Raw genomic sequence first — 19,343 nt, 5'->3', positions numbered from 1 at the left:
TCCTGAGCCCCAGGCGCTCATCGAGCAGCGGTCCGGACGCCGCGCCTCCGGCGCCTGGGGCAGCGCCACCAGCAGCGCGGCCTCGGCGAGATCGAGCCGACGCGGTTCCTTGCCGAACCAGGCCAGGGCGCCGGCACGCACGCCCTCGAGGTTGCCGCCGAAGGGCGCCAGGGTCAGATAGGCGTCGAGGATGCGCGACTTCGGATAGACGCGTTCGAGCGCCAGCGCGGCGCGGATCTGCGCGAGCTTGGCCGCCGGGGTGCGGGTCGGGTGGCCGGCGCGCAGCCGCGCCAGCTGCATGGTCAGGGTCGAGCCACCGGAGACGATCCGACCGCGTGTGGCCCACTGCCAGGCCGCGCGCACCAGGGCGCGCGGATCGACGCCGGGGTGACGGTCGAAGCGCCGGTCCTCGATCGTCAACAACAGGGCGAGATAGTCCGGATCGAGTGCGGCGGCGGAGGTCGCCAACCGCCAGCGCCCGTCCTCGACGGGGAAGGCACGCAGCAGTCGCTCGTCGCGATCGAGCACCTCGACCGCAACCGGGACCTCGAGCCCTGGCGCCGTACCGCCGAGCAGCCAGCTCAGGCCACCGAGCAGCAGCGCGAGCCCCGCCGCGATGCCCCACCAGCGCCGCACCGGTCGACTCAGGGCGCCGGCGGCGCCACCCGCAGCTCGCCGCTCGCGCCCCAGCCGCGCAGTCGCGGTCGGTACATGTCCTCGACCCGCGCCGGGGCCAGGGTGAACACCCCGGGCGCGACCGCGCGGGCGCGATAGGCGAGACGGAAGCGCCGTGGTGGCGCCTCGTCACGCTCGAGCGCGACCACCAGGGCGTCGCGCCCGAAGGACTGGTGCAACGGCCACTCCACCGTCTCGCCCAGCCAGTCGAGCCCGGCGGCTCCGTCACCGCCGAGCAGCCGCGGGCTGTCGATCGCCAGCCCGCCGGGCAGCGGGTCGACCACCAGCAGGCGTCCGCGCCGCGCCCGGCTCGACTCGACATCGAGCACCACCACCAGCCGCTGCCCCTGCACCAGCGCGGCGGGGTCGAGCGCGCGACCGTCGAGGTCGTGATAGTGGCGACTGATGCGATAGCCGACGCCACCGGCGGCGACCGCACCCTCGGGCACCCCGATCCGGGTCTCGACCAGGGTCAGCGGACCCTCGCCCGAGTTCTCGATCCAGGGCGCGGCGGCGAGCGCGGCGGGGTCGAGGCGTAGCGGCAGCACGCCCTCGTCATCGGGACCTGAGAGCACTCCGGCGGCGCGCGCCAGCCAGGCGAGTTCCTGGGTGCTGAGCGCGCCCTCGGGATCGAGTCCGGCGAGCAGTTGCGCCGGCGCCTCCAGCGCTACCCCGGACTCGGCGGCGAGCACGATCACCCCGGCGCGATCGCGCAGCCAGGAGCCGTAGTCCTCACGCCAGCCGTCCGCGTCACCGGGCGGCGTCATCGCCACCGCGCTGGCGAAGGCGCGCGCGGCGCGCTCCTGCTCGCCATAACGGGCGAGCGCGGCACCGAGCTGGGCGCGCGATAGCGGTGTGGCGAAGTGCTCGAGCCGGGCGTCGAGGTAATAGCGCAGGTCGCCGAGATCGGCGCGCCCGGCGCGCGCCAGCACCGCCAGGGCATAGGCCAGGGACTCGCCGCCGTGGCTGAACTCCGGGGCATAGGCGACCTGGTTGGCGAGGTTGTCGAGTGCCAGCGTCAACGCCGGCGTCGGCACCGCCAGCCCGTGGGCCTCGGCGCGCACCAGGAAGTCGCTGACATAGGCATCGAGCCAGGCCGAGCCGCCGTCCTGCCCCCAGCGCCCGAAGCCGCCGTCGGCGCGCTGACTGGCGAGCACCTCGGCGAGGGTCTCGGTCAGTCGCGCCGCGACCTCGCGCGGCGCCTCCAGCGCGCGCGCCCGATCGGCGAGCGCGAGCAGCGGCAGGGCGCGACTGACCCGCTGCTCGGTACAGCGATAGGGATAGCGATCGAGCGCGAGCAGCGGCCCGGCGACATCGATACCGGTCATCGCGGCATCGGCGAGTACCAGGCTCGCGCCCGCCGGCGCCAGCCCGGCGAGGGCGTCGGCGGCGGGCCGCCAGCGCTCGCCCGGAGCGAGACGATGCCAGCGACGGCTGAGCGTCGCGGCGCGCTGATCGCGCACCTCGAGCGCGAAACGGCGCTCGATCGGCGCACCCACGGGCGGCACCAGCCACACCCGCAGCGCCCCCTCGCCCGCCGCGGTGGCGCTCAACGGCAGGTCGAGCACCACCGGCGCACCGGGCGCGAGCACCACATCATGACCACGCGCCGCGGCCGGGATCTGCAACGGCCCGAGCGGGGTGACCTCGACCCGGGCCGCGCCGCTCACCCCCTCGAAGGCGGTCAGCTCCAGCCCGAGACGGCTGCGATCGCCCGGGGCGAGCAGCGCCGGCAGGCTGGCGCGCACGCTCACCGGATCGCGCACCAGCAGCTCGCGCGCGGCGTGCCCGACCCCGTCGGCCGACCAGGCCATCGCCGCCAGTCGCACTCGCCCCTCGAACTGCGGCAGCGCGAGTCGCACCTGCGCGCGCCCCTCGGCGTCGACCTCGAGGATCTCCGATTGCAGCGCCAGCAGTGGCTCGGTCGGCGGCGGCGCGCGGCGCTCGAGGATGCCGCCGTCGCCACCGCTGCGCACCACGCCCGGGGTGGCGCCGAACGGGTCGATCAACCGACCGTAGAGGTCGCGGATCTCGGTGCCGAGACGACGCTGCCCGAAGTACCAGTCGTCGGGGGCCGGGGTCGAATGATCGGTGAGCGCGAGGATGCCGGTATCGACCGCCGCCAGGGTGACGTGGACCGGCTCCTCCGGGATCGCGCCCGCGACCTGCAGCGTCACCTCCAGCGGCGCGCGCGGACGCGCCAGCGCCGGGGCCTCGATGGCGACACCGAGGCGACGCGCACCGGGGTCGACCGCCGCCCAGCGCAACCCGATGGCGCGCCCCGGCATGCGCCCGGCGGCGGCATCGAGCGGGCGGTGCAGCAGCACGCAGACATAGGCCCCGGCGCCCCACTCGGCCTCGACCGGCAGCTCCAGGGTCAACCCCTCGGCGGGCACCTCGACCTGCCGGCGCGCCAGCAACCGCTCACCGACCACCAGCACCGTCGCCGTGCCAGCGAAGCGCGGCTCGAGCCGCACCCGTGCGCGATCACCGACGGCATAGCCGGGACGATCGAGGGTGACGCCGAGCAGGTCCGGGGTGTCCTCGCGCCCGGGGGCGGTGGTCCAGCCGGCGTCGAAGTCGAGCGCGACCGGCAGCGCCAGACCGTCCTCGTCCTCGACGCTCAGGCGATAGCTGCCCCAATCAACGACGGTCTCGAGCCGCGCCGGCGTCCCAGCGTCGAGCGCCAGCTCACCGCTGGCCACCCGCCGGCTGGTGACGATCGGCTCGTAGCGCCAACGACCGTCGAGGCGATACCACTGGAAACGGGTCTCGAGTCGCGCCAGGGTCCAACGCGCGCGCTCGACGGCGATCCGCTCGCCGCCCGGGTCGAGCGCGATCAGCTCGAAGGCGGCGCTGGCGCCGCTCTCGACCCGGTCATCGAAGAGCGCGCGCGCGCCGAGCCTGGGCGCCGGATCACGCAGTGCGCGGGTCAGCCGGCGCTCGACCGGGCGCGCGCCGTCCTCGCTCGCGCGCACCTGCAGCGTCAGCGCCAGCGGTCTGGTGGTGGGGTCGAGTTCGGGGAGCACCAACGGCATCCGCGCCCGACCGGCGGCATCGGCGCGGCGCGTCGGCAGCGCCGCACCAAGCGGGGTGAAGTCCTCGTCGGCGAGGCCGAAATGGAACCCGGGCGCGGCCTCGAGCTGGTCGCGGGCGACCACCCGCAGCTCGCCGTCGAGCTGCAGCCCCGCGCCCGGGGCACCGTAGCGATAGCTTGCCTCCAGCCCGAGATCGGGCAGCGCGGCGGGGTCGAGCGGACCGGGCGGCAGCTCGGCGACGAGTTCGACACGCTCGGGGACGAAGTCCTCGACCAGGAAGGCCACCTCGGCCAGCGCCGGGCCCTCGGGGTCGGCGTGGAGACGGGCACGCCAGGTGCCGTGCATGGCGGTGTCGGCGAGCGCGACGCGGGCACGGTAGGCGCCGCCGCCCTGGTCGTCGAGCCGCTGACGCCGGGCGACATGACCGTCGGGGCGCTCCACCACCAGGGTGGTGGTCAACCCGGTGACGGCGGCGGCGAGCCGGTCGCGCACCAGCGCGGTGAGCACCACCGACTCACCCGGACGATAGGCGCCGCGCTCGCTGCTCAGGAAGACGTCGAGCGCGGCGGCAGGCGGGCGCCCGGCGACACCGCGATCGCGCAGGTCGAAGGGGGCGCGGGCGAGGTCGAGGAAGGCGTAGTCGCCGGCCGCCTCCTCGGCCTCGGCCACCAGCAGCGCCGGGGCATCGCCGCCGCGACCGCGCAGCAGCCCGGGGGCGAAGCGGGCATAGCCCGCGGCGTCGCTGCGGGTCTCGCCGAGCACCCGGTCGTTGACCGCGAGCAACCGCAGCCGCACCCCGGCGCGCGGCTCGGCCGTGCCCAGGGCGCGCACCAGGACGTGCAGCCCGTCGGCGCCGGTGAGCGCGCTCAGCCCCAGGTCTGAGACCACGAACCACTGGCTCGCCAGCGCCCCGTCACGCTCGGCGGACAGCTCCTGCGGGCGTGCGGTGAGCAGATAGACCCCGGGCTCGAAGCGCTCGACCAACTCGTCGAGCGGGATGCCGGTGCTCACCTCCTGGTTGCGACGGGCATCGACCGCGACGCTGCCCGACCACAGCGCCGAGCCCAGACGCTCGGCGATGCGCTCGCGCGACCAGCGATCGAGCTGGCGCTCGAACAGGCCCTCCTCTCGCACCTGGGTGAGCGCGCGGTCGTCGACCCGGTAGAGTTCGAGCGCCAGACGCGCGCTGTTGACCGAGACCACCGGCAGACGCGCGCCGCTGCCGCGCGGCAGGACATAGGCACGCGACTGGAAGCGGGCGAGCGGGGCGCGGTCGCGGACATAGAGGTCGAGGTCGACGTCGCGGGCCAGCACCTCGCCGGCGGCGCTCGGCAACCCGGCGCGCAGCCGCACCCGATAGCCCTGACCGTGGCGCACGCCATCGAGACAGAGCTGATCGCGCTCGGGCTGGAGGGCGAGATCGGGGTTGCCATCGACACGCACGAAGTCGCCGATCTCGGCGCGGTCGCGGGCGATCGGCTCGCTGAAGCGCACACAGATCCTGGGGGCGGCGGCATCGGCGTCGATGGCATGATCGAGCACCCGAAAGCCGTGCTCGGCGAGCAGGCGGGCGTATTCGGCGCGCAGCGTCGCATCCTCGTGCAGGGCGAGCGCGGCGCGGGTGGCACGGATCGCCTCGGGCCACGACTCGCGCGCGGCGAAGGCGCGCCCGAGCAGGGCCAGCGTGGCGCCGTCCTCCGGGGTCAGGCGCGCGGCGTTGAGTGCTGCGGCAAGCGCCTCGTCGCGCGCGCGCCAGTCCTCGGCGGCCACTGCCAGCGCGGTCTCAGCCAGAGCGCGCCACGCCGCCGCATCGGCCGGGGCCAGCCGCAACAGCGCACGCAGCCGCGCCCGGCGCTGTGCCGGGGTCTCGCCCGGCGCCGCCCGCGCCAGCGTGGCCAGCCCCTGGCCGGGGGCCGGTTCGAGCGCCAGGGCGCGCGCCTGTTCGCGCGCGAGGGCACGGGCATCGGGGGGGATGAAGGCGAGCGTCTCGGGCAGGGCCCCAGGGGCGTCCCAGAGCAGTCCCGGGCGATAGCCCGAGCGCGCGCCCGGCGCAGCGCGCGCCTCGCCGGGACCGGACTTGAGGAAGCACCAGCCGGAGCGCTGGTCGTAGGTGAAGGCGAGACAGTCGGGGTCGTCGGCGCAGGCGCGCTCGCAGCCATCGAGCGGGACCGACTCCAGGGTACGCAGGTCGGCACCGAAATAATCGACGCCGGGACTGAGTACCAACCCCTGGGCGACGGCACCGCCGGTCGCCAGCAGCCAGGACAGCAGCAGCATCACCCGTAGCATCCCGATCAGGCCCTTCATCCGCGTCCCCCGTTTGCAACTGGCGCCAACGGTGAGACTCTAGCCAGAGTCCGGGGAGCGGTAAAGGCGCGCGACCACTCACTCAGGTCAAATAAGCCATCCGCACGGGGTCGATCGCGATCGAGGCACGCGCGCCCCTTAAACTTAGTTTCAGTAAGGGTTAAGATCCAGGACGCTTGACGCAATCGATGGCCTGAATGGCGTGATCGATCCGGCCATCGGCCACTCACTACACAGTACCCGTACTTGCAAGGAGGGTCAGTCGTGTCAAAGTCAGCAGCCTCGCCAGAGGTCAAATCGAAGCAATCCCCGCTGATGGTTGCCATCCTGCCATCGCTCTTTCTCTACGTCGCCGCAGTGATCCTGGTGTTCTTCGCCCGTGAGGATCTCGCCGCCACCACCCAGTACTGGGAATTCTTCCTCCCGGTGGTCGCCTTCATCTCGATCATCTCGGGCTGGGGCCAGGCTTATGCCTTCGACCACTCACGCCTCTTCTACCTGATCAAACAACTCCTGCACTGGGGAGCGATCGCGGGTCTGCTGTGGCTGCTCTACGACCATGGCATCCGCGACACGCTCAGCGCCGAGCAATACAACCTGGTTCAGCTCTATCTGCTCGCCCTCGGCGCCCTGCTCGCTGGACTCTATCTCGACACCAAGATGCTGTTCTTCGGCGCCTTCATCGTCTGCTGCGCCTATCTCGTCGCCGACCCGGCCAACAGCGCCATCCTCACCACCGTTGGCGATGCCTTCGGTGTCGCCAACGCCCAGGACAAGCCGATGACCATGATCATCGCCGCGGCCCTGGTCGCCTTCGTCGCCAACCTCTTCGTGTTGATCGCCATGCGTGGGGCCATCATGGCCAAACGCGGACGCGCCGCGCGCGGCTGAGGCCCGACCAACCGTCTCGTCCGTGATCGCGGACGAGACGGTTCGGGACACGCGCCGAGGTGCGATGCCAGGCATGCGCTGGCGCCGATCGGTACAGACCAAAGGGTGCGGAGAAAATCAATGGGGATGGTGCCCGGGGCGGGACTCGAACCCGCATGACCGAGGTCGAGGGATTTTAAGTCCCCTGCGTCTACCAGTTTCGCCACCCGGGCGGGTGCGGGGCGACAGGGCCCAAGCGTGATCTCGACGGGGACTGCACAAACAAGAGAATGGAGGCTGAGCCCGGAATCGAACCGAGGTACACGGCTTTGCAGGCCGCTGCATAACCACTCTGCCACTCAGCCAGAGAAAGCGCAGTATAAAGACTTGCGAGGGAATTGTCACCCCCTTTGTCGCCCGCGCTCGGCGACTGTCCTCAGAGCAACACCAAGTTGTCGCGGTGGATCAGCTCGTCATCATCGACATAGCCGAGGATCTCGGCGAACTGATGCGACGAATGCCCCTGGATCAGGCGCGCCGCGTCGGCATCGTAGTTGACCAGCCCGCGCGCGACCTCCCTGCCCTGCTCATCGACGCAAGCAACCACCTCGCCACGCTTGAAGGCGCCATTGACGACCCGGACCCCGACGGCGAGCAGGCTGGTACCCTGCTCGCGCAGCGCCCGCACCGCACCGGCATCGAGGACCAACCGGCCCCGCACCCGGAGCTGACCGGCGATCCACTGCTTGCGCGCCGCCTGCGGTCCCTGGAAAGGAATCAACAGGGAACCGACTGACTCGCCCGCACCAATGCGCTCCAGCACCCGTTCGCCTGTTCCCGGGGCGATCACCGTCGGGGTGCCGGAGCGCGCCGCCAGGCGCGCCGCACGCACCTTGGTGATCATGCCGCCGGTCCCCAGCCCGGAGCCACTACCACCGGCAACCTGATCGAGCATGGGGTCATCGACCCAGGTCTCGGTGATCAACCGCGCCTCGGGGTTACCGCGCGGATCCTGATCGAAGATGCCGTTCTGGTCGGTGAGCAGCACCAGCAGATCGGCCTCGATCAGGTTAGCGACCAGTGCGGCGAGGGTATCGTTGTCACCAAAGCGCAGCTCGTCATTGGCGACGGTGTCGTTCTCGTTGATCACCGGCACCACGCCGTAACGGATCAAGGTGCGCAGGGTGCTGCGGGCATTGAGATAGCGCACCCGGTTGGAGAGGTCGTCACGGGTGAGCAGGACCTGGGCGGTACGTAACCCATGATCGCGAAAGCAGTCCTCATAGGCGCGCACCAGGCCCATCTGGCCGATCGCCGCCGCCGCCTGCAGCTCGTAGAGCGCGCGCGGACGCGCTTGCCAACCCATCCGCGCCATACCCTCGGCCACTGCCCCCGAGGACACCAAGACCACCTCGGCACCGGCCGCACAACGGGCGGCCATCTGTGTCACCCAGGGTTCGAGCAGATCACGCCCGACACCACGACCGTTACGGGTCAGCAGGGTGCTGCCGATCTTGACGACCCAACGTTGGGTCCCAGGGAGTTCCTCGCGAGAGATCATCGCTCAATCCAGGGGGTGCCAGTCATCCTCGGGGGCATCATCCTCGTGTGCCGAGGTCGTCGAGGCCGACCCGGCCTCGGCCGCACGCAGCTGCTCTAGGTGGTTCATCAGGTCCTGCATCAGGCGCTCGCAGCCCTTACCGCTGAGGGCGCAGACAGCATAGACTGGACCCTGCCAATCAAGCCGCTCGAGCAGGGCCGCGCGACGGGCAGCAAAGGCCTCCTCGTCGAGCAGGTCGACCTTGTTGAGCACCAGCCAGCGCGTCTTGTCGATCAGCTCACCGCCGAAGGCACGCATCTCGGCCTCGACCTTGCGGATCTCGTCATAGGGATCAGCATGATCGCCGAGCGGCGCCACATCGACCAAGTGCAACAGCAACCGGGTACGCGCCAGGTGTTTGAGGAAGCGGGTACCGAGCCCCGCCCCCTCGGCTGCGCCCTCGATCAGCCCGGGGATGTCGGCGATGACGAAGCTACGTTCGCGCCCGAGACGCACCACTCCGAGGTTGGGATGGAGGGTGGTGAAGGGGTAGTCGGCCACGCGTGGCCGCGCACTCGAGACCTGGCGGATCAGCGACGACTTGCCGGCATTAGGGAAGCCGACCAGCCCGACATCGGCGAGCAAGATCAGCTCGAGCTGGAGATCGCGGCGCTCTCCCGGGGTCCCCGGGGTCGACTGGCGCGGGGTGCGATTGACGCTCGACTTAAAACGGGCGTTGCCGATGCCGTGGAAGCCGCCCTGGGCGACCAGCAACCGCTCGCCCGAGGTCAGCAACTCGCCGATCAGCTCACCGGTATCGCGCTCGAACACCCGGGTACCGACCGGGACCTGGATCACCAGGTCCTGGCCACTGCGCCCGGTCATGTCACGACCCATGCCGTTCTGGCCACGCTCGGCGCGATGGATCCGCTGATCACGCAGATCGACCAGGGTATTGAGGTTGTTGTCGGCGAGCAGATAGACACTGCCACCATCACCACCATCGCCGCCGTTGGGGCCGCCCTTGGGGATGTATTTCTCGCGGCGGAAGCTGACACAGCCGTTACCGCCATCTCCGGCCTCGACCCGGATATATGCCTCGTCGACGAATTTCATACGATGATCCGTTGTGCGATTGCCGATGCCGGGGCCGTGAGCGCACACCCTGACGGGGCGGCAGAAACGAAAAAAGCCTCGTCACCTGGACGAGGCTGCGCGGTCTCCACGGAAGAGACGGATCCGAGGTCGGACCCGTACGCGGATCAGGCGCTTTCCACGGTGACGAACTTACGCTTCTGCGGACCCTTGGTGACGAACTTCACGACACCTTCGGTCAGGGCGAAGAGGGTGTGGTCGTGACCACAGCCGACGTTCACACCGTTGTGGAACTGGGTGCCACGCTGACGCACGATGATGGCGCCGGCGCTGACACGCTGACCACCGAAGACCTTGACGCCAAGACGCTTGGACTCTGAATCGCGGCCGTTGCGCGAACTACCGCCTGCTTTCTTATGTGCCATCGGTAATCTCTCCTCAGCCGGCGTTGATGCCAGTGATCTTGAGCGACGTGAACCACTGGCGGTGGCCCTGACGCTTCAGGTGATGCTTGCGACGACGGAACTTGATGATCGAGACCTTGTCGCCACGACCGTGCGACTCGACCACGGCGCTCACCTTGCCGCCCTCGACGAAGGGCTTGCCGACCTTGACGGTGTCGCCGTCAGCGATCATCAGCACCTCGAAATCAACATTGGAACCTTCTTCGGCGGCGAGCTTCTCGACCTTGAGGGTGTCGCCTTCCGAAACCCGGTATTGTTTTCCACCGGTTTGAATGACCGCGTACATGATCAGCAGATCCCCAGAATAATTCGGAAATAGCCGACGCAGCTCGCAGCTCCGCGCCGGAACAAAGAAGCGGAATCCTACCCCAAGCGGTTGACGCGCGTCAACGCCGATCCCAACCGAGATGTGGCACGAATCGCGCACACGATCACTGCGACTTGACGCGCCCGATCTCAATTGGCAGATTGGACGCTGAAACGGCTGACCCCCGGATCGACCGGAGGCGGCCACCCAGGGCCCGGAAACACCACTGCGGCGCCCTCAGGCCACAGGAATCCGGACAAACCGGGATCCCGCCAGCACACCCGTTTCCGTTGCCGTGGGAGGACGCCCGAGCGATCCGCGCCCTCCTTGACAGCTCGGTGCCCCGCACCTAGCATCCGCCGTCATCATCGATAGACCCCGCATACGAATGGACCTCTCCACGATTCGACACCCCGTCGCCGACGATTCGAAGGCGGTGGATGCCCTGATCCTGCGTCGGCTCGAGTCCGATGTCGTCCTGATCAACCAGATCGGTCACTACATCGTCAACAGCGGCGGCAAACGGCTGCGACCGCTCTCCGTGCTGCTCGCTGCTCGCGCCTGCGGCTACAGCGGCCAACATCATATCGATGTGGCCGCGATCGTGGAGTTCATCCACACCTCGACCCTGCTCCACGACGACGTCATCGACAACTCCGAGATGCGTCGCAACCGCGAGACGGCCAACGCCGTTTGGGGCAACGAGGCCAGCGTACTGGTCGGCGACTTCCTCTACTCGCGCGCCTTCGAGATGATGGTCGACGTCGGCAGCATGCGCGTGATGGAAGTGCTCGCACACGCCACCAACCGCATCGCCGCCGGCGAGGTGCTACAGCTGCTCAACGCGCGTGACGCCGACACCGACGAGGCGCGTTACATGGAGGTCATCGAGCGCAAGACCGCCACCCTGTTCTCCGCCGGCACCCGACTTGGCGCGATCCTCGCCGGGGTCTCGCCGGAGGCCGAGGAAGCGGTCGCCAGCTATGGTCTCAATCTCGGCATCGCCTTCCAGCTGATCGACGACGCGCTCGACTACAGCGCCGACAACACCGCGCTCGACAAGAACGTCGGCGACGACCTCGATGAGGGCAAGCCCACCCTGCCGCTGATCCGCGCCATGGCCGTCGGCACCCCCGAGCAGCGTACGATGCTGCGCGACTGCATCGAGCACGGTGGTCGCGAGCGGATCGATTCGGTCATCGAGGCTATTGCATCCACCGACGCAATTGCATATACTGGCGATCTTGCTAAACGGCACGCCGCAAAGGCCCGTAAGGCACTCGAGATCCTCGACCCGAGTCCCGCACGTGAAGCCATGGCAACGCTGGCCGACTTTGCCGTCAGCCGGTCGTATTAAGATTCCCGATATCGGGGTGTAGCTCAGCTTGGTAGAGCGCTGTCTTCGGGAGGCAGAAGTCGCTGGTTCGAATCCAGTCACCCCGACCAATCTCCGCTAGATCAGAAAAACCGGCCTCGTGCCGGTTTTTTGTGCCCGATCGCCGCTCGACCTCCCGCCCCTAGACATCAACCAGCAGCGGGCGCCAACACGGATGACCGGGGCGCACCCCGGTCATCGGCGTCACTCAACGCTGCTCGGCGCCCCCGACCTGGGGATGGCGCCAACGCACATAGAGACTCGCGAACAACAGCAGCAGGTTGATCGTACCAACGACCACGAAGGGCGCACGCGGATCGACATGGTCGAAGAGATAGCCCCCGACCAGGGTGATCAACAGGATGCCGATCGCTCCAGTGACGTTAAAGGCCCCGAGCACCGAGCCACGCTGCGCCGCCGGCGCCTCCTGACCGACCAGTGACTGCCCGGCCAGAAAGACGCTGATCTGGCCGATCCCGAGCAGGATGAAGAAGAGGATACCGATGCGCGCCAACGGGTCGTCGAGCAGCAGCGGCGCCAGGTTGCCGAGTGCGGCCAGCCCCATGCAGAGGGCCATGGCGGTGACGCGATCGATGCGATCGAGCAATGGACCGAGCAGCGGCGCCCAAACCAACGCTGAGAGCTGGGTGATGACGAAGATCACGGTCCCGGCCAGCACCGCCTCGGCCGCCTCCATCCCCGCCGCCTTACCCGCCAGCGTCCCCCAGAGGATGATGAAGGTCGCATTGACCGACTGATCCCCCCGAGCGATGAAGGCCGAGGCATAAGCAAGCAGGATGCGCGGATTACGCGCCTGGGCAAAACCGCTGGCGAACAGGGTACGTACCCCCGGGCGCGCATCGTGCCGGGTCGGAACACCCGGCTTGAGTCCCCAGAAGACCAGCACCGCGACGGCCGCCGACAACCCGGCGATGATGAAGTGCGTCAGACGCCCGGCCTCGACACCGTCGAGACCGGCGTTGGTGAACACCTTGGGCAACGCCCCCAGCCCCTGACTGACGATCACCACGCCGAGCCCACTGAGCACCCCGACCAGGGCCACCAGCTTGCCGCGCGAGCGCTCGGCGGGATAGTCGGCGAGCACCGTCGACAGCGCCCCGGCGACGGCGACCACGCCGAGCGCATAGATCACCCGGAAGCCGTAAAGCATCTCCACCGAGGTAGCAAGGGGGTAGAGCACATAGGTCAGCGCCAACAGCAGGAAACCGACACCATAGACGGTACGCCGTCCGAGGCGGTCCATCAGCACCCCGGCGGGGAGGAACAGCAACAGGGTGACGATCTCGGTGAGGAACACCAGGTTGCCGCTGATCCGGCCCTGGCTCGATTCGGGGATGCCGAGATGCTCGTTGAGGATGTAGGTCTGACCAATGGAGACGAAGACCATCAGCCCGATCGAGAAGAAGGCCACGACCATGAAGGTCCAGCCGTGGCGCAGGCTGATCTCGGGGGCAAGATGAATCGGGCCGATACGATAGGTCTTGGCGTGTTCGGACATGGATACTGAGTCTCGGGCCGGCGCTCACACAGCGCGGTCGCGGTTGATGGACAAAGCGGCATTATTCAGCTTTCAGCCGCCAGCCGCCAGCCGCCAGCCGCCAGCCGCCAGCCGCCAGCCGCCAGCCGCCAGCCGCCAGCCGCCAGCCGCCAGCCGCCAGCCGCCAGGAGATTGAACCGCAAAGGCGCGAAGGGCGCAAAGCAAGCGAACGGTCTGCAGATTCGTAGACCGGGCAGCAGTCTCCCCGACTGGAGGCTGGAAGCTGATCGCTGGAAGCTGGTTCGAACCGCAAAGACGCAAAGGCGGCGAAGCAAGGGGGGAGAGCCTCCAGCCTCCAGTCATGAGACTGCTCCTTCCCCACTGGCGGCTGGTCGCTGATCGCTGGCGGCTGGCGATAACCAAAAGCCGTCCCTAACTTTGCGCACTTCGCGTCTTTGTGGTTCAAACCAGCAGCCGTCAGCGGAAAATTGCCCTCCCCCACTGGCGGCTGAAAACTGATGGCTGGTGGCTGCCCCTTCCCTAGGGCGCCAACCGCTCGATGTCCCAGCCCGTCTCCGCGCGGCGGTAGAGGAAGCGGTCGTGCAGGCGACAGTCACGGCCCTGCCAGAACTCGATGCTGTCGGGGACGACGCGGTAGCCGCCCCAGAACTCGGGCAGCGGGATCTTGCCATCGCGGAAGCGCTGGCGCATCTCCTCGACCTTGGCCTCGAGCATCGCTCGCGAGCGGATCACCTGACTCTGCGGCGAGGCCCAGGCGCCGATCTGACTGCCGCGCGCGCGCGAGGTGAAGTAGCGGAAGGACTCGGCCGCCGAGATCCGCTCGGCACGCCCCGAGATCCCCACCTGACGCGCCAGCGCCACCCAGGGAAACAGCAGATAGACCCGAGGATTGCCCTCGATCTGGCGTGATTTGCGACTCGCGTAGTTGGTGAAGAAGACGAACCCACGCTGGTCGTAGAGCTTCATCAGTACGGTGCGCGAAGAGGGCTGCCCCTCGCCGTCGACGGTGGAGACCGTCATCGCATTGGGCTCGGGGATGCCGCTACCGACCGCCACCTGGTACCACTGCTCGAACTGGGAGAAGGGATCGGCGGCGAGCGACTCGCGTGCCAGCCCCTGCGCCATGCCCTGGACGCGGATCTGCTCTGGGGTCGCGCTCATACCACTGCTCCATGCAACCGAGGACGGGACGCGTCGGCCTCAATCGGACCGGGAGCGGAAATCTGTGGAGATCTCATCATTGATAATTATCAAAACTAATGGACAGAATTAGGATAATTGACTCGCCAAATGCTCGGAACCCGGGGTAGTTTCATCCCTCCAAGACCTACCATGACGCTCAATCATCCGCCGATTCGCCTCCACGGACCACCGTGCACGGAGACCACGAGGCCGGGAGGACAAGTCAGATCGCGCGAACCGACACGATCAAGAAGGAGTACCCCATGCCGACGACCCGCCAAGACCAGATCAAGGCCCTGGAGCAGGATTGGGCAGAGAACCCCCGCTGGACCGATGTCACCCGCGCCTACTCGGCGACCGACGTCGTGAGACTGCGCGGCTCGGTGCAACCCGAGCACACCTATGCCCGACGCGGCGCCGAGCGACTCTGGGGGCTGATCCACGGCGACGCCAAGAAGGGTTACGTCAACTGCATGGGCGCGATCACCGCCGGTCAGGCGATGCAGCAGGCCAAGGCCGGGATCGAGGCGATCTATCTCTCCGGCTGGCAGGTCGCCGCCGACGGCAACACCTCCGAGACCATGTATCCCGACCAGTCGCTCTATGCCTATGACTCGGTCCCCACCATGGTGCGTCGCATCAACAACGCCTTCAAGCGTGCCGACGAGATCCAGTGGGCCAAGGAGATCGAGCCCGGTGACCCGGCCCACGTCGACTACTTCCTGCCGATCGTGGCCGATGCCGAGGCCGGCTTCGGCGGCGTGCTCAACGCCTTCGAGCTGATGAAGAACATGATCGCCGCCGGCGCCGCCGGGGTGCACTTCGAGGACCAGCTCGCCGCGGTGAAGAAATGCGGCCACATGGGCGGCAAGGTGCTGGTGCCGACCAGCGAGGCGGTGCAGAAGCTCGTCGCCGCGCGACTCGCCGCCGACGTCATGGGCGTGCCCACGCTACTGCTGGCGCGTACCGACGCCGAGGCGGCCAACCTGCTCACCAGCGACGTCGACGACAACGACCGTCCCTTCGTCACCGGCAAACGTACCAGCGAGGGCTTCTACCGCGTCAACAACGGACTCGAGCAGGCGATCAGCCGCGGTCTGGCCTATGCCCCCTATGCCGATCTGGTGTGGTGCGAGACCGGCACCCCGGACCTCGGCTTCGCCCGCGAGTTCGCCCAGGCGGTGCTCGAGAAGAACCCCAACAAGCTGCTCGCCTACAACTGCTCGCCCTCGTTCAACTGGAAGAAGAACCTCGACGACGCCACCATCGCCAGGTTCCAGGACGAGCTGGCAGCGATGGGCTACAAGTACCAGTTCATCACCCTGGCAGGTATCCACAACATGTGGTTCAACATGTTCGACCTCGCCTACGACTACGCCCGCGGCGAGGGCATGCGCCACTATGTCGAGAAGGTGCAGGAGCCCGAGTTCGCCGCCCGCGACAAGGGTTACACCTTCGTCTCGCACCAGCAGGAGGTCGGCGCCGGTTACTTCGACGACGTCACCACCACCATCCAGGGCGGTGTCTCCTCGGTCACCGCGCTGACCGGCTCGACCGAGGAAGAGCAGTTCTAACAACGTCCTCCCCCGCGCCGGGGCGCCACCGTGCCCCGGCGCCCGCACCGCATCGTCCCAGCCGTATCAGGAGACCCCGCGCATGGATTTCAAGACCGCCGATCTCTACGACCAAGAGGGCGAGACCCTGCAAGTCTGCGACCCGGTGTTCCAAGACTTCGGCGGCCGCTCGCGCTTCAGCGGGGAGGCGGTCACCATCAAGTGTTACGAGGACAACTCGCTGGTCAAGTCGACCCTGGCCGAGCCCGGCGCGGGTCGAGTGCTAGTGGTCGATGCCGGCGGCTCGCTGCGCTGCGCCATGCTCGGCGACCAGATCGCCGCACGCGCCGTCGAGCAGGGCTGGGCTGGGGTAGTGATCAACGGCTGTGTGCGCGATCGCGTCGAACTCGCCGCTATGGCCATCGGCATCAAGGCGCTGGCCAGCACCCCGCGCAAGAGCCACCGTCGCGGCGAGGGCCAGCGCGACATCCCGATCCACATCGCCGGGGCACGCGTCGTCCCAGGCGATCAGCTCTATTGTGACGAGGACGGCGTGGTGATCGCCGCCCGCGCGCTCGCGCTCGGCTAAGCACCCGACCATGGCCTGGACCGAGGCAAAGCGCATCGCCGAGGCCATCCTCGACGGCTTCGAGCGCCACTACCGACTGTTCCGCGCCTGCACCAGTCAGGGCCTGTCGCGTTTCGAACAGGCCGACTGGGGTGCGGTGCAGGGCGCGGCGCGCGAACGCATCAGCTATTACGACACCCGGGTCGGCGAGACCGTGGCGCTGCTGCGCCGCACCTTCCAGTTGCGCGACCCGAGCGATGCGTTGTGGCAACGGGTCAAGGTCGAATACCTGCGGCTGCTGCCCCAACACCGCCAGCCCGAACTGGCCGAGACCTTCTACAACTCGGTGTTCTGCCGCCTGTTCGACCGGCGCTATTACGACAACCGCTATATCTTCGTCTGGCCGATGATCTCCACCGAGCACCTCGAGGCCGAGGAGCCGATCTACCGACCCTATTACCCCACCCGCGACGGCTTCGCCCGGGTGCTCGCACGGCTCATCGCCGATGCCGGCTTCACCCGACGCTTCCGCGCCCCCCGTCACGACCTGCGCTGTCTGCTGCGCGCGGTACGCCGACGTTTCCCTGCCGGACAGAGCCGCCAGCAGAACTTCCAGCTCGCAGTGCTGCGCCGTCCCTTCTTCCGCAACAAGGCCGCCTATCTCATCGGCAAGGCGATCAACGGCGCCGACCAGATCCCCTTCGCCCTCCCCATCCTCAACGACGAGCAACACGGACTCTATGTCGACACCCTGCTCGTCGGCGAGGACGAACTCTCCGACGTCTTCAGCTTCTCGCGTGCCTACTTCATGGTCGACACCGAGGTGCCGGCGGCGGTCGTCGAGTTCCTCCGCCCGCTACTGCCGCGCAAGGGCAAGGCCGAACTCTACACCGCCATCGGGCTGCAGAAGTTCGGCAAGGCGGAGTTCTATCGCGACTTCCTCAAGCACCTGCGTCACTCCGCCGACGAGTTCGTCATCGCCCCGGGGATCCGCGGCATGGTGATGTGCGTCTTCACCCTGCCCTCCTTCCCCTTCGTGTTCAAGGTGATCAAGGACCGCTTCCCGCCGCAGAAGGAGATGAGCCGCGAGGCGGTCAAGGAGAAGTACCAGCTGGTCAAGCTCCACGACCGTGTCGGGCGCATGGCCGACTCCTGGGAGTACTCACACGTCGCCTTCCCCGCCGCGCGCTTCTCCCCGGCGCTACGCGCGCTGCTCGAGGAGGAGTGCCCCGGCAGCCTCGAGCACGACGGCGAGCACCTGATCATCAAGCATCTCTATATCGAGCGGCGCATGGCCCCGCTCAACCTTTATCTGCAGGAGGCCGACGCCGAGGACGCACGTCACGCGGTGGCCGAGTACGGCGACGCCATCCGCCAGCTCGCCGCCGCCGACATCTTCCCCGGCGACTTCCTGTTCAAGAACTTCGGCGTCACCCGTCGCGGCCGGGTGGTGTTCTACGACTACGACGAGCTCTGCTATCTCACCGAGTGCAACTTCCGCAAGATCCCCGAGGCGCCCTACCCGGAGCTGGAGCTGGCCGACGAGCCCTGGTACAGCATCGGCCCGACCGATGTCTTCCCCGAGGAGTTCGAGACCTTCCTGCTCACCGACCCGCGCATCCGCGCGCTGTTTCGTGAACTCCATGGCGAGCTGCTCGATCCGGCCTGGTGGCGCGAGCGCCAGACCCATATCCGCCGCGGCCGGCTCGAGGACGTCTTTCCCTACCCCGAGACACGCCGCTTCCCCAGCCCCGACACCCCCCCGACCATCGGCTAGACTGCGCACAGGCCACACGCCCCGGCCAATCCACCGAGGAGGTCGCCATGCCCGCCAGCCTGCGTTCCATCCTACTCGCGTTCCTGCTCGGGCCATCGGCCAGTGCCCTCGCCACGCCCCCAGAACACCCCTCATGGTTCAAGCAGTCCTTCCTCGATCTCGCCGAGGACGTCGCCGAGGCCACCGCCGCAGACCGCCGGCTGATGCTCTACTTCTACCAGGACGGCTGCCCCTACTGCGCCCTGCTGCTGCGGGTGAACCTCGCCGACCCCGAGATCGCGCGACTGGCACAGGAGCGCTTCGAGGTCATCGCCCTCAACATCTGGGGCGACCGCGAGGTCATCGGGCTCGACGGCCAGACCACCACCGAGAAGGGGCTGGCCGTCGCCCTCGGGGTGCAGTTCACCCCAACGCTGCTGCTGCTCGACGAGGTCGGCGCCGTGGTGCTGCGGGTCAACGGCTACCAGCCACCGGCGCGCCTGGCCTCGGCGCTGGCCTATGTCGCCGAGCGGCGCGAGCAGTTTGGTGAGCGCTTCGCCGACTTCCACGCCAGGCGCGGCAGTCCGCCGGCGAGCGGCGAGCTGCACCACGAGACCGGTTTTCTCGAACCACCGCTGCGCTTGGCCGACAACCGCGACCAGTCGCCACGCCCGCTACTGGTGCTGTTCGAGCAACGCACCTGCCGCGGCTGCGACCGACTCCACGACGACCTGCTGCGTCGACCGGCGCTGGCCCATGCGCTCAGTGCCTTCGACGTGGCGCTCGTCGACATCGACGCCGAGGCGCCGCTACAGACCCCGGACGGCGCTGCCCGCGCCGCGCGCACCTGGGCCGACGCACTCGGTATCCTCTACACCCCGACCCTGGTGTTCTTCGACGCCGCCGGACGCGAGGTCTTCCGTGCCGAGGGCGAGCTGCGCGCCTTCCATCTGCACGGCGCGCTCGACTATGTCGCCACCGGTGCCTATCGCTGGCAGCCGAGCTTCCAGCGCTATCTGGCAGCGCGGCGCGAGCGCATCGAGGCGCTGGGGGTCGAGGTCGAGCTGATGGAGTGAGCGCCGGGGCACCCCGGC

General features: G+C 68.5%; 14 protein-coding genes and 3 tRNA genes. 7 read left to right on the top strand and 10 right to left on the bottom strand.

Going from position 1 to position 19,343, the window contains the following annotated elements:
• Positions 1-636: transglycosylase domain-containing protein (locus tag HF203_RS14510; RefSeq protein WP_343043936.1), on the bottom strand; the 636-nt coding region annotated here is incomplete at its 3' end.
• An 8-nt stretch (positions 637-644) separates the two neighbouring features.
• A complete protein-coding gene (locus tag HF203_RS14505) occupies positions 645-6,020 on the bottom strand; it encodes an alpha-2-macroglobulin family protein (RefSeq protein ID WP_168670815.1) in 5,376 nt (1,791 codons plus the stop codon).
• Positions 6,021-6,284: 264 nt separating this feature from the next.
• Here HF203_RS14505 and HF203_RS14500 point away from each other — a divergent pair, with 264 nt between their 5' ends.
• Positions 6,285-6,911, top strand: a complete 627-nt coding sequence (locus tag HF203_RS14500) for a hypothetical protein (protein ID WP_168670814.1) — start codon at positions 6,285-6,287, stop codon at positions 6,909-6,911.
• A 127-nt stretch (positions 6,912-7,038) separates the two neighbouring features.
• On the opposite strand, the gene HF203_RS14495 is transcribed toward HF203_RS14500, so the two are convergent.
• From HF203_RS14495 to rplU, 6 genes are all read right to left on the bottom strand, one after another.
• A tRNA-Leu gene (locus HF203_RS14495) sits at positions 7,039-7,123 on the bottom strand.
• A gap of 58 nt (positions 7,124-7,181) precedes the next feature.
• A tRNA-Cys gene (locus HF203_RS14490) sits at positions 7,182-7,255 on the bottom strand.
• A 71-nt stretch (positions 7,256-7,326) separates the two neighbouring features.
• Complete coding sequence (gene proB / locus HF203_RS14485) at positions 7,327-8,451, bottom strand: glutamate 5-kinase (protein ID WP_168670813.1); 1,125 nt, start codon at positions 8,449-8,451, stop codon at positions 7,327-7,329.
• Between the two features lie 3 nt (positions 8,452-8,454).
• Entirely contained in the window at positions 8,455-9,546 is a 1,092-nt protein-coding gene (gene cgtA / locus HF203_RS14480; protein WP_168670812.1) for an Obg family GTPase CgtA, read from the bottom strand.
• A gap of 146 nt (positions 9,547-9,692) precedes the next feature.
• The gene (gene rpmA, locus HF203_RS14475; RefSeq protein WP_168670811.1) at positions 9,693-9,950 is read right to left on the bottom strand and encodes a 50S ribosomal protein L27; all 258 of its coding nucleotides are present in this window, start codon (positions 9,948-9,950) and stop codon (positions 9,693-9,695) included.
• A 13-nt stretch (positions 9,951-9,963) separates the two neighbouring features.
• Entirely contained in the window at positions 9,964-10,275 is a 312-nt protein-coding gene (gene rplU, locus HF203_RS14470; protein WP_168670810.1) for a 50S ribosomal protein L21, read from the bottom strand.
• A 409-nt stretch (positions 10,276-10,684) separates the two neighbouring features.
• On the opposite strand from rplU, the gene HF203_RS14465 reads away from it, so the two are divergent.
• Positions 10,685-11,653, top strand: a complete 969-nt coding sequence (locus tag HF203_RS14465) for a polyprenyl synthetase family protein (protein ID WP_168670809.1) — start codon at positions 10,685-10,687, stop codon at positions 11,651-11,653.
• Positions 11,654-11,665: 12 nt separating this feature from the next.
• A tRNA-Pro gene (locus tag HF203_RS14460) sits at positions 11,666-11,742 on the top strand.
• 137 nt (positions 11,743-11,879) lie between these two features.
• On the opposite strand, the gene HF203_RS14455 is transcribed toward HF203_RS14460, so the two are convergent.
• Together HF203_RS14455 and pdxH are read right to left on the bottom strand one after the other, a co-directional pair.
• On the bottom strand, positions 11,880-13,190 hold the full coding sequence (locus HF203_RS14455) for an MFS transporter (protein ID WP_168670808.1): 1,311 nt from the start codon (positions 13,188-13,190) through the stop codon (positions 11,880-11,882).
• A gap of 519 nt (positions 13,191-13,709) precedes the next feature.
• On the bottom strand, positions 13,710-14,351 hold the full coding sequence (gene pdxH / locus HF203_RS14450) for a pyridoxamine 5'-phosphate oxidase (protein WP_168670807.1): 642 nt from the start codon (positions 14,349-14,351) through the stop codon (positions 13,710-13,712).
• 284 nt (positions 14,352-14,635) lie between these two features.
• On the opposite strand from pdxH, the gene aceA reads away from it, so the two are divergent.
• The 4 genes from aceA (at position 14,636) to HF203_RS14430 (ending at position 19,325) form a co-directional block, all read left to right on the top strand.
• Positions 14,636-15,946, top strand: coding sequence for an isocitrate lyase (gene aceA / locus HF203_RS14445; protein ID WP_168670806.1), 1,311 nt, complete (start codon positions 14,636-14,638; stop codon positions 15,944-15,946).
• An 82-nt stretch (positions 15,947-16,028) separates the two neighbouring features.
• Positions 16,029-16,514: a ribonuclease E activity regulator RraA gene (gene rraA / locus HF203_RS14440; RefSeq protein WP_168670805.1), complete on the top strand. Its 486-nt coding sequence runs from the start codon at positions 16,029-16,031 to the stop codon at positions 16,512-16,514.
• A gap of 10 nt (positions 16,515-16,524) precedes the next feature.
• Complete coding sequence (aceK, locus tag HF203_RS14435; RefSeq protein ID WP_168670804.1) at positions 16,525-18,270, top strand: bifunctional isocitrate dehydrogenase kinase/phosphatase; 1,746 nt, start codon at positions 16,525-16,527, stop codon at positions 18,268-18,270.
• Between the two features lie 47 nt (positions 18,271-18,317).
• Positions 18,318-19,325 (top strand): thioredoxin family protein, encoded by a 1,008-nt coding sequence (locus tag HF203_RS14430; protein WP_168670803.1) that lies wholly within the window; start codon positions 18,318-18,320, stop codon positions 19,323-19,325.
• Positions 19,326-19,343 lie beyond the last annotated feature (18 nt).

This window comes from Marichromatium bheemlicum (assembly GCF_012276755.1).
GTDB classification, from domain to species: Bacteria; Pseudomonadota; Gammaproteobacteria; order Chromatiales; family Chromatiaceae; genus Marichromatium; species Marichromatium bheemlicum.
Note: the sequence above shows the minus strand (reverse complement) of the source record. Positions and strands in the feature narration are given on the sequence as shown.

Excerpts from the sequence above, each read along its gene's own strand:
- rraA (WP_168670805.1), top strand. The coding sequence starts at position 16,029 with ATGGATTTCAAGACCGCCGATCTCTACGACCAAGAGGGCGAGACCCTG.
- HF203_RS14465 (WP_168670809.1), top strand. The coding sequence starts at position 10,685 with ATGGACCTCTCCACGATTCGACACCCCGTCGCCGACGATTCGAAGGCG.
- HF203_RS14455 (WP_168670808.1), bottom strand. The coding sequence starts at position 13,190 with ATGTCCGAACACGCCAAGACCTATCGTATCGGCCCGATTCATCTTGCC.
- rpmA (WP_168670811.1), bottom strand. The coding sequence starts at position 9,950 with ATGGCACATAAGAAAGCAGGCGGTAGTTCGCGCAACGGCCGCGATTCA.
- HF203_RS14430 (WP_168670803.1), top strand. The coding sequence starts at position 18,318 with ATGCCCGCCAGCCTGCGTTCCATCCTACTCGCGTTCCTGCTCGGGCCA.
- pdxH (WP_168670807.1), bottom strand. The coding sequence starts at position 14,351 with ATGAGCGCGACCCCAGAGCAGATCCGCGTCCAGGGCATGGCGCAGGGG.
- cgtA (WP_168670812.1), bottom strand. The coding sequence starts at position 9,546 with ATGAAATTCGTCGACGAGGCATATATCCGGGTCGAGGCCGGAGATGGC.
- rplU (WP_168670810.1), bottom strand. The coding sequence starts at position 10,275 with ATGTACGCGGTCATTCAAACCGGTGGAAAACAATACCGGGTTTCGGAA.
- HF203_RS14505 (WP_168670815.1), bottom strand. The coding sequence starts at position 6,020 with ATGAAGGGCCTGATCGGGATGCTACGGGTGATGCTGCTGCTGTCCTGG.
- proB (WP_168670813.1), bottom strand. The coding sequence starts at position 8,451 with ATGATCTCTCGCGAGGAACTCCCTGGGACCCAACGTTGGGTCGTCAAG.
- aceA (WP_168670806.1), top strand. The coding sequence starts at position 14,636 with ATGCCGACGACCCGCCAAGACCAGATCAAGGCCCTGGAGCAGGATTGG.
- aceK (WP_168670804.1), top strand. The coding sequence starts at position 16,525 with ATGGCCTGGACCGAGGCAAAGCGCATCGCCGAGGCCATCCTCGACGGC.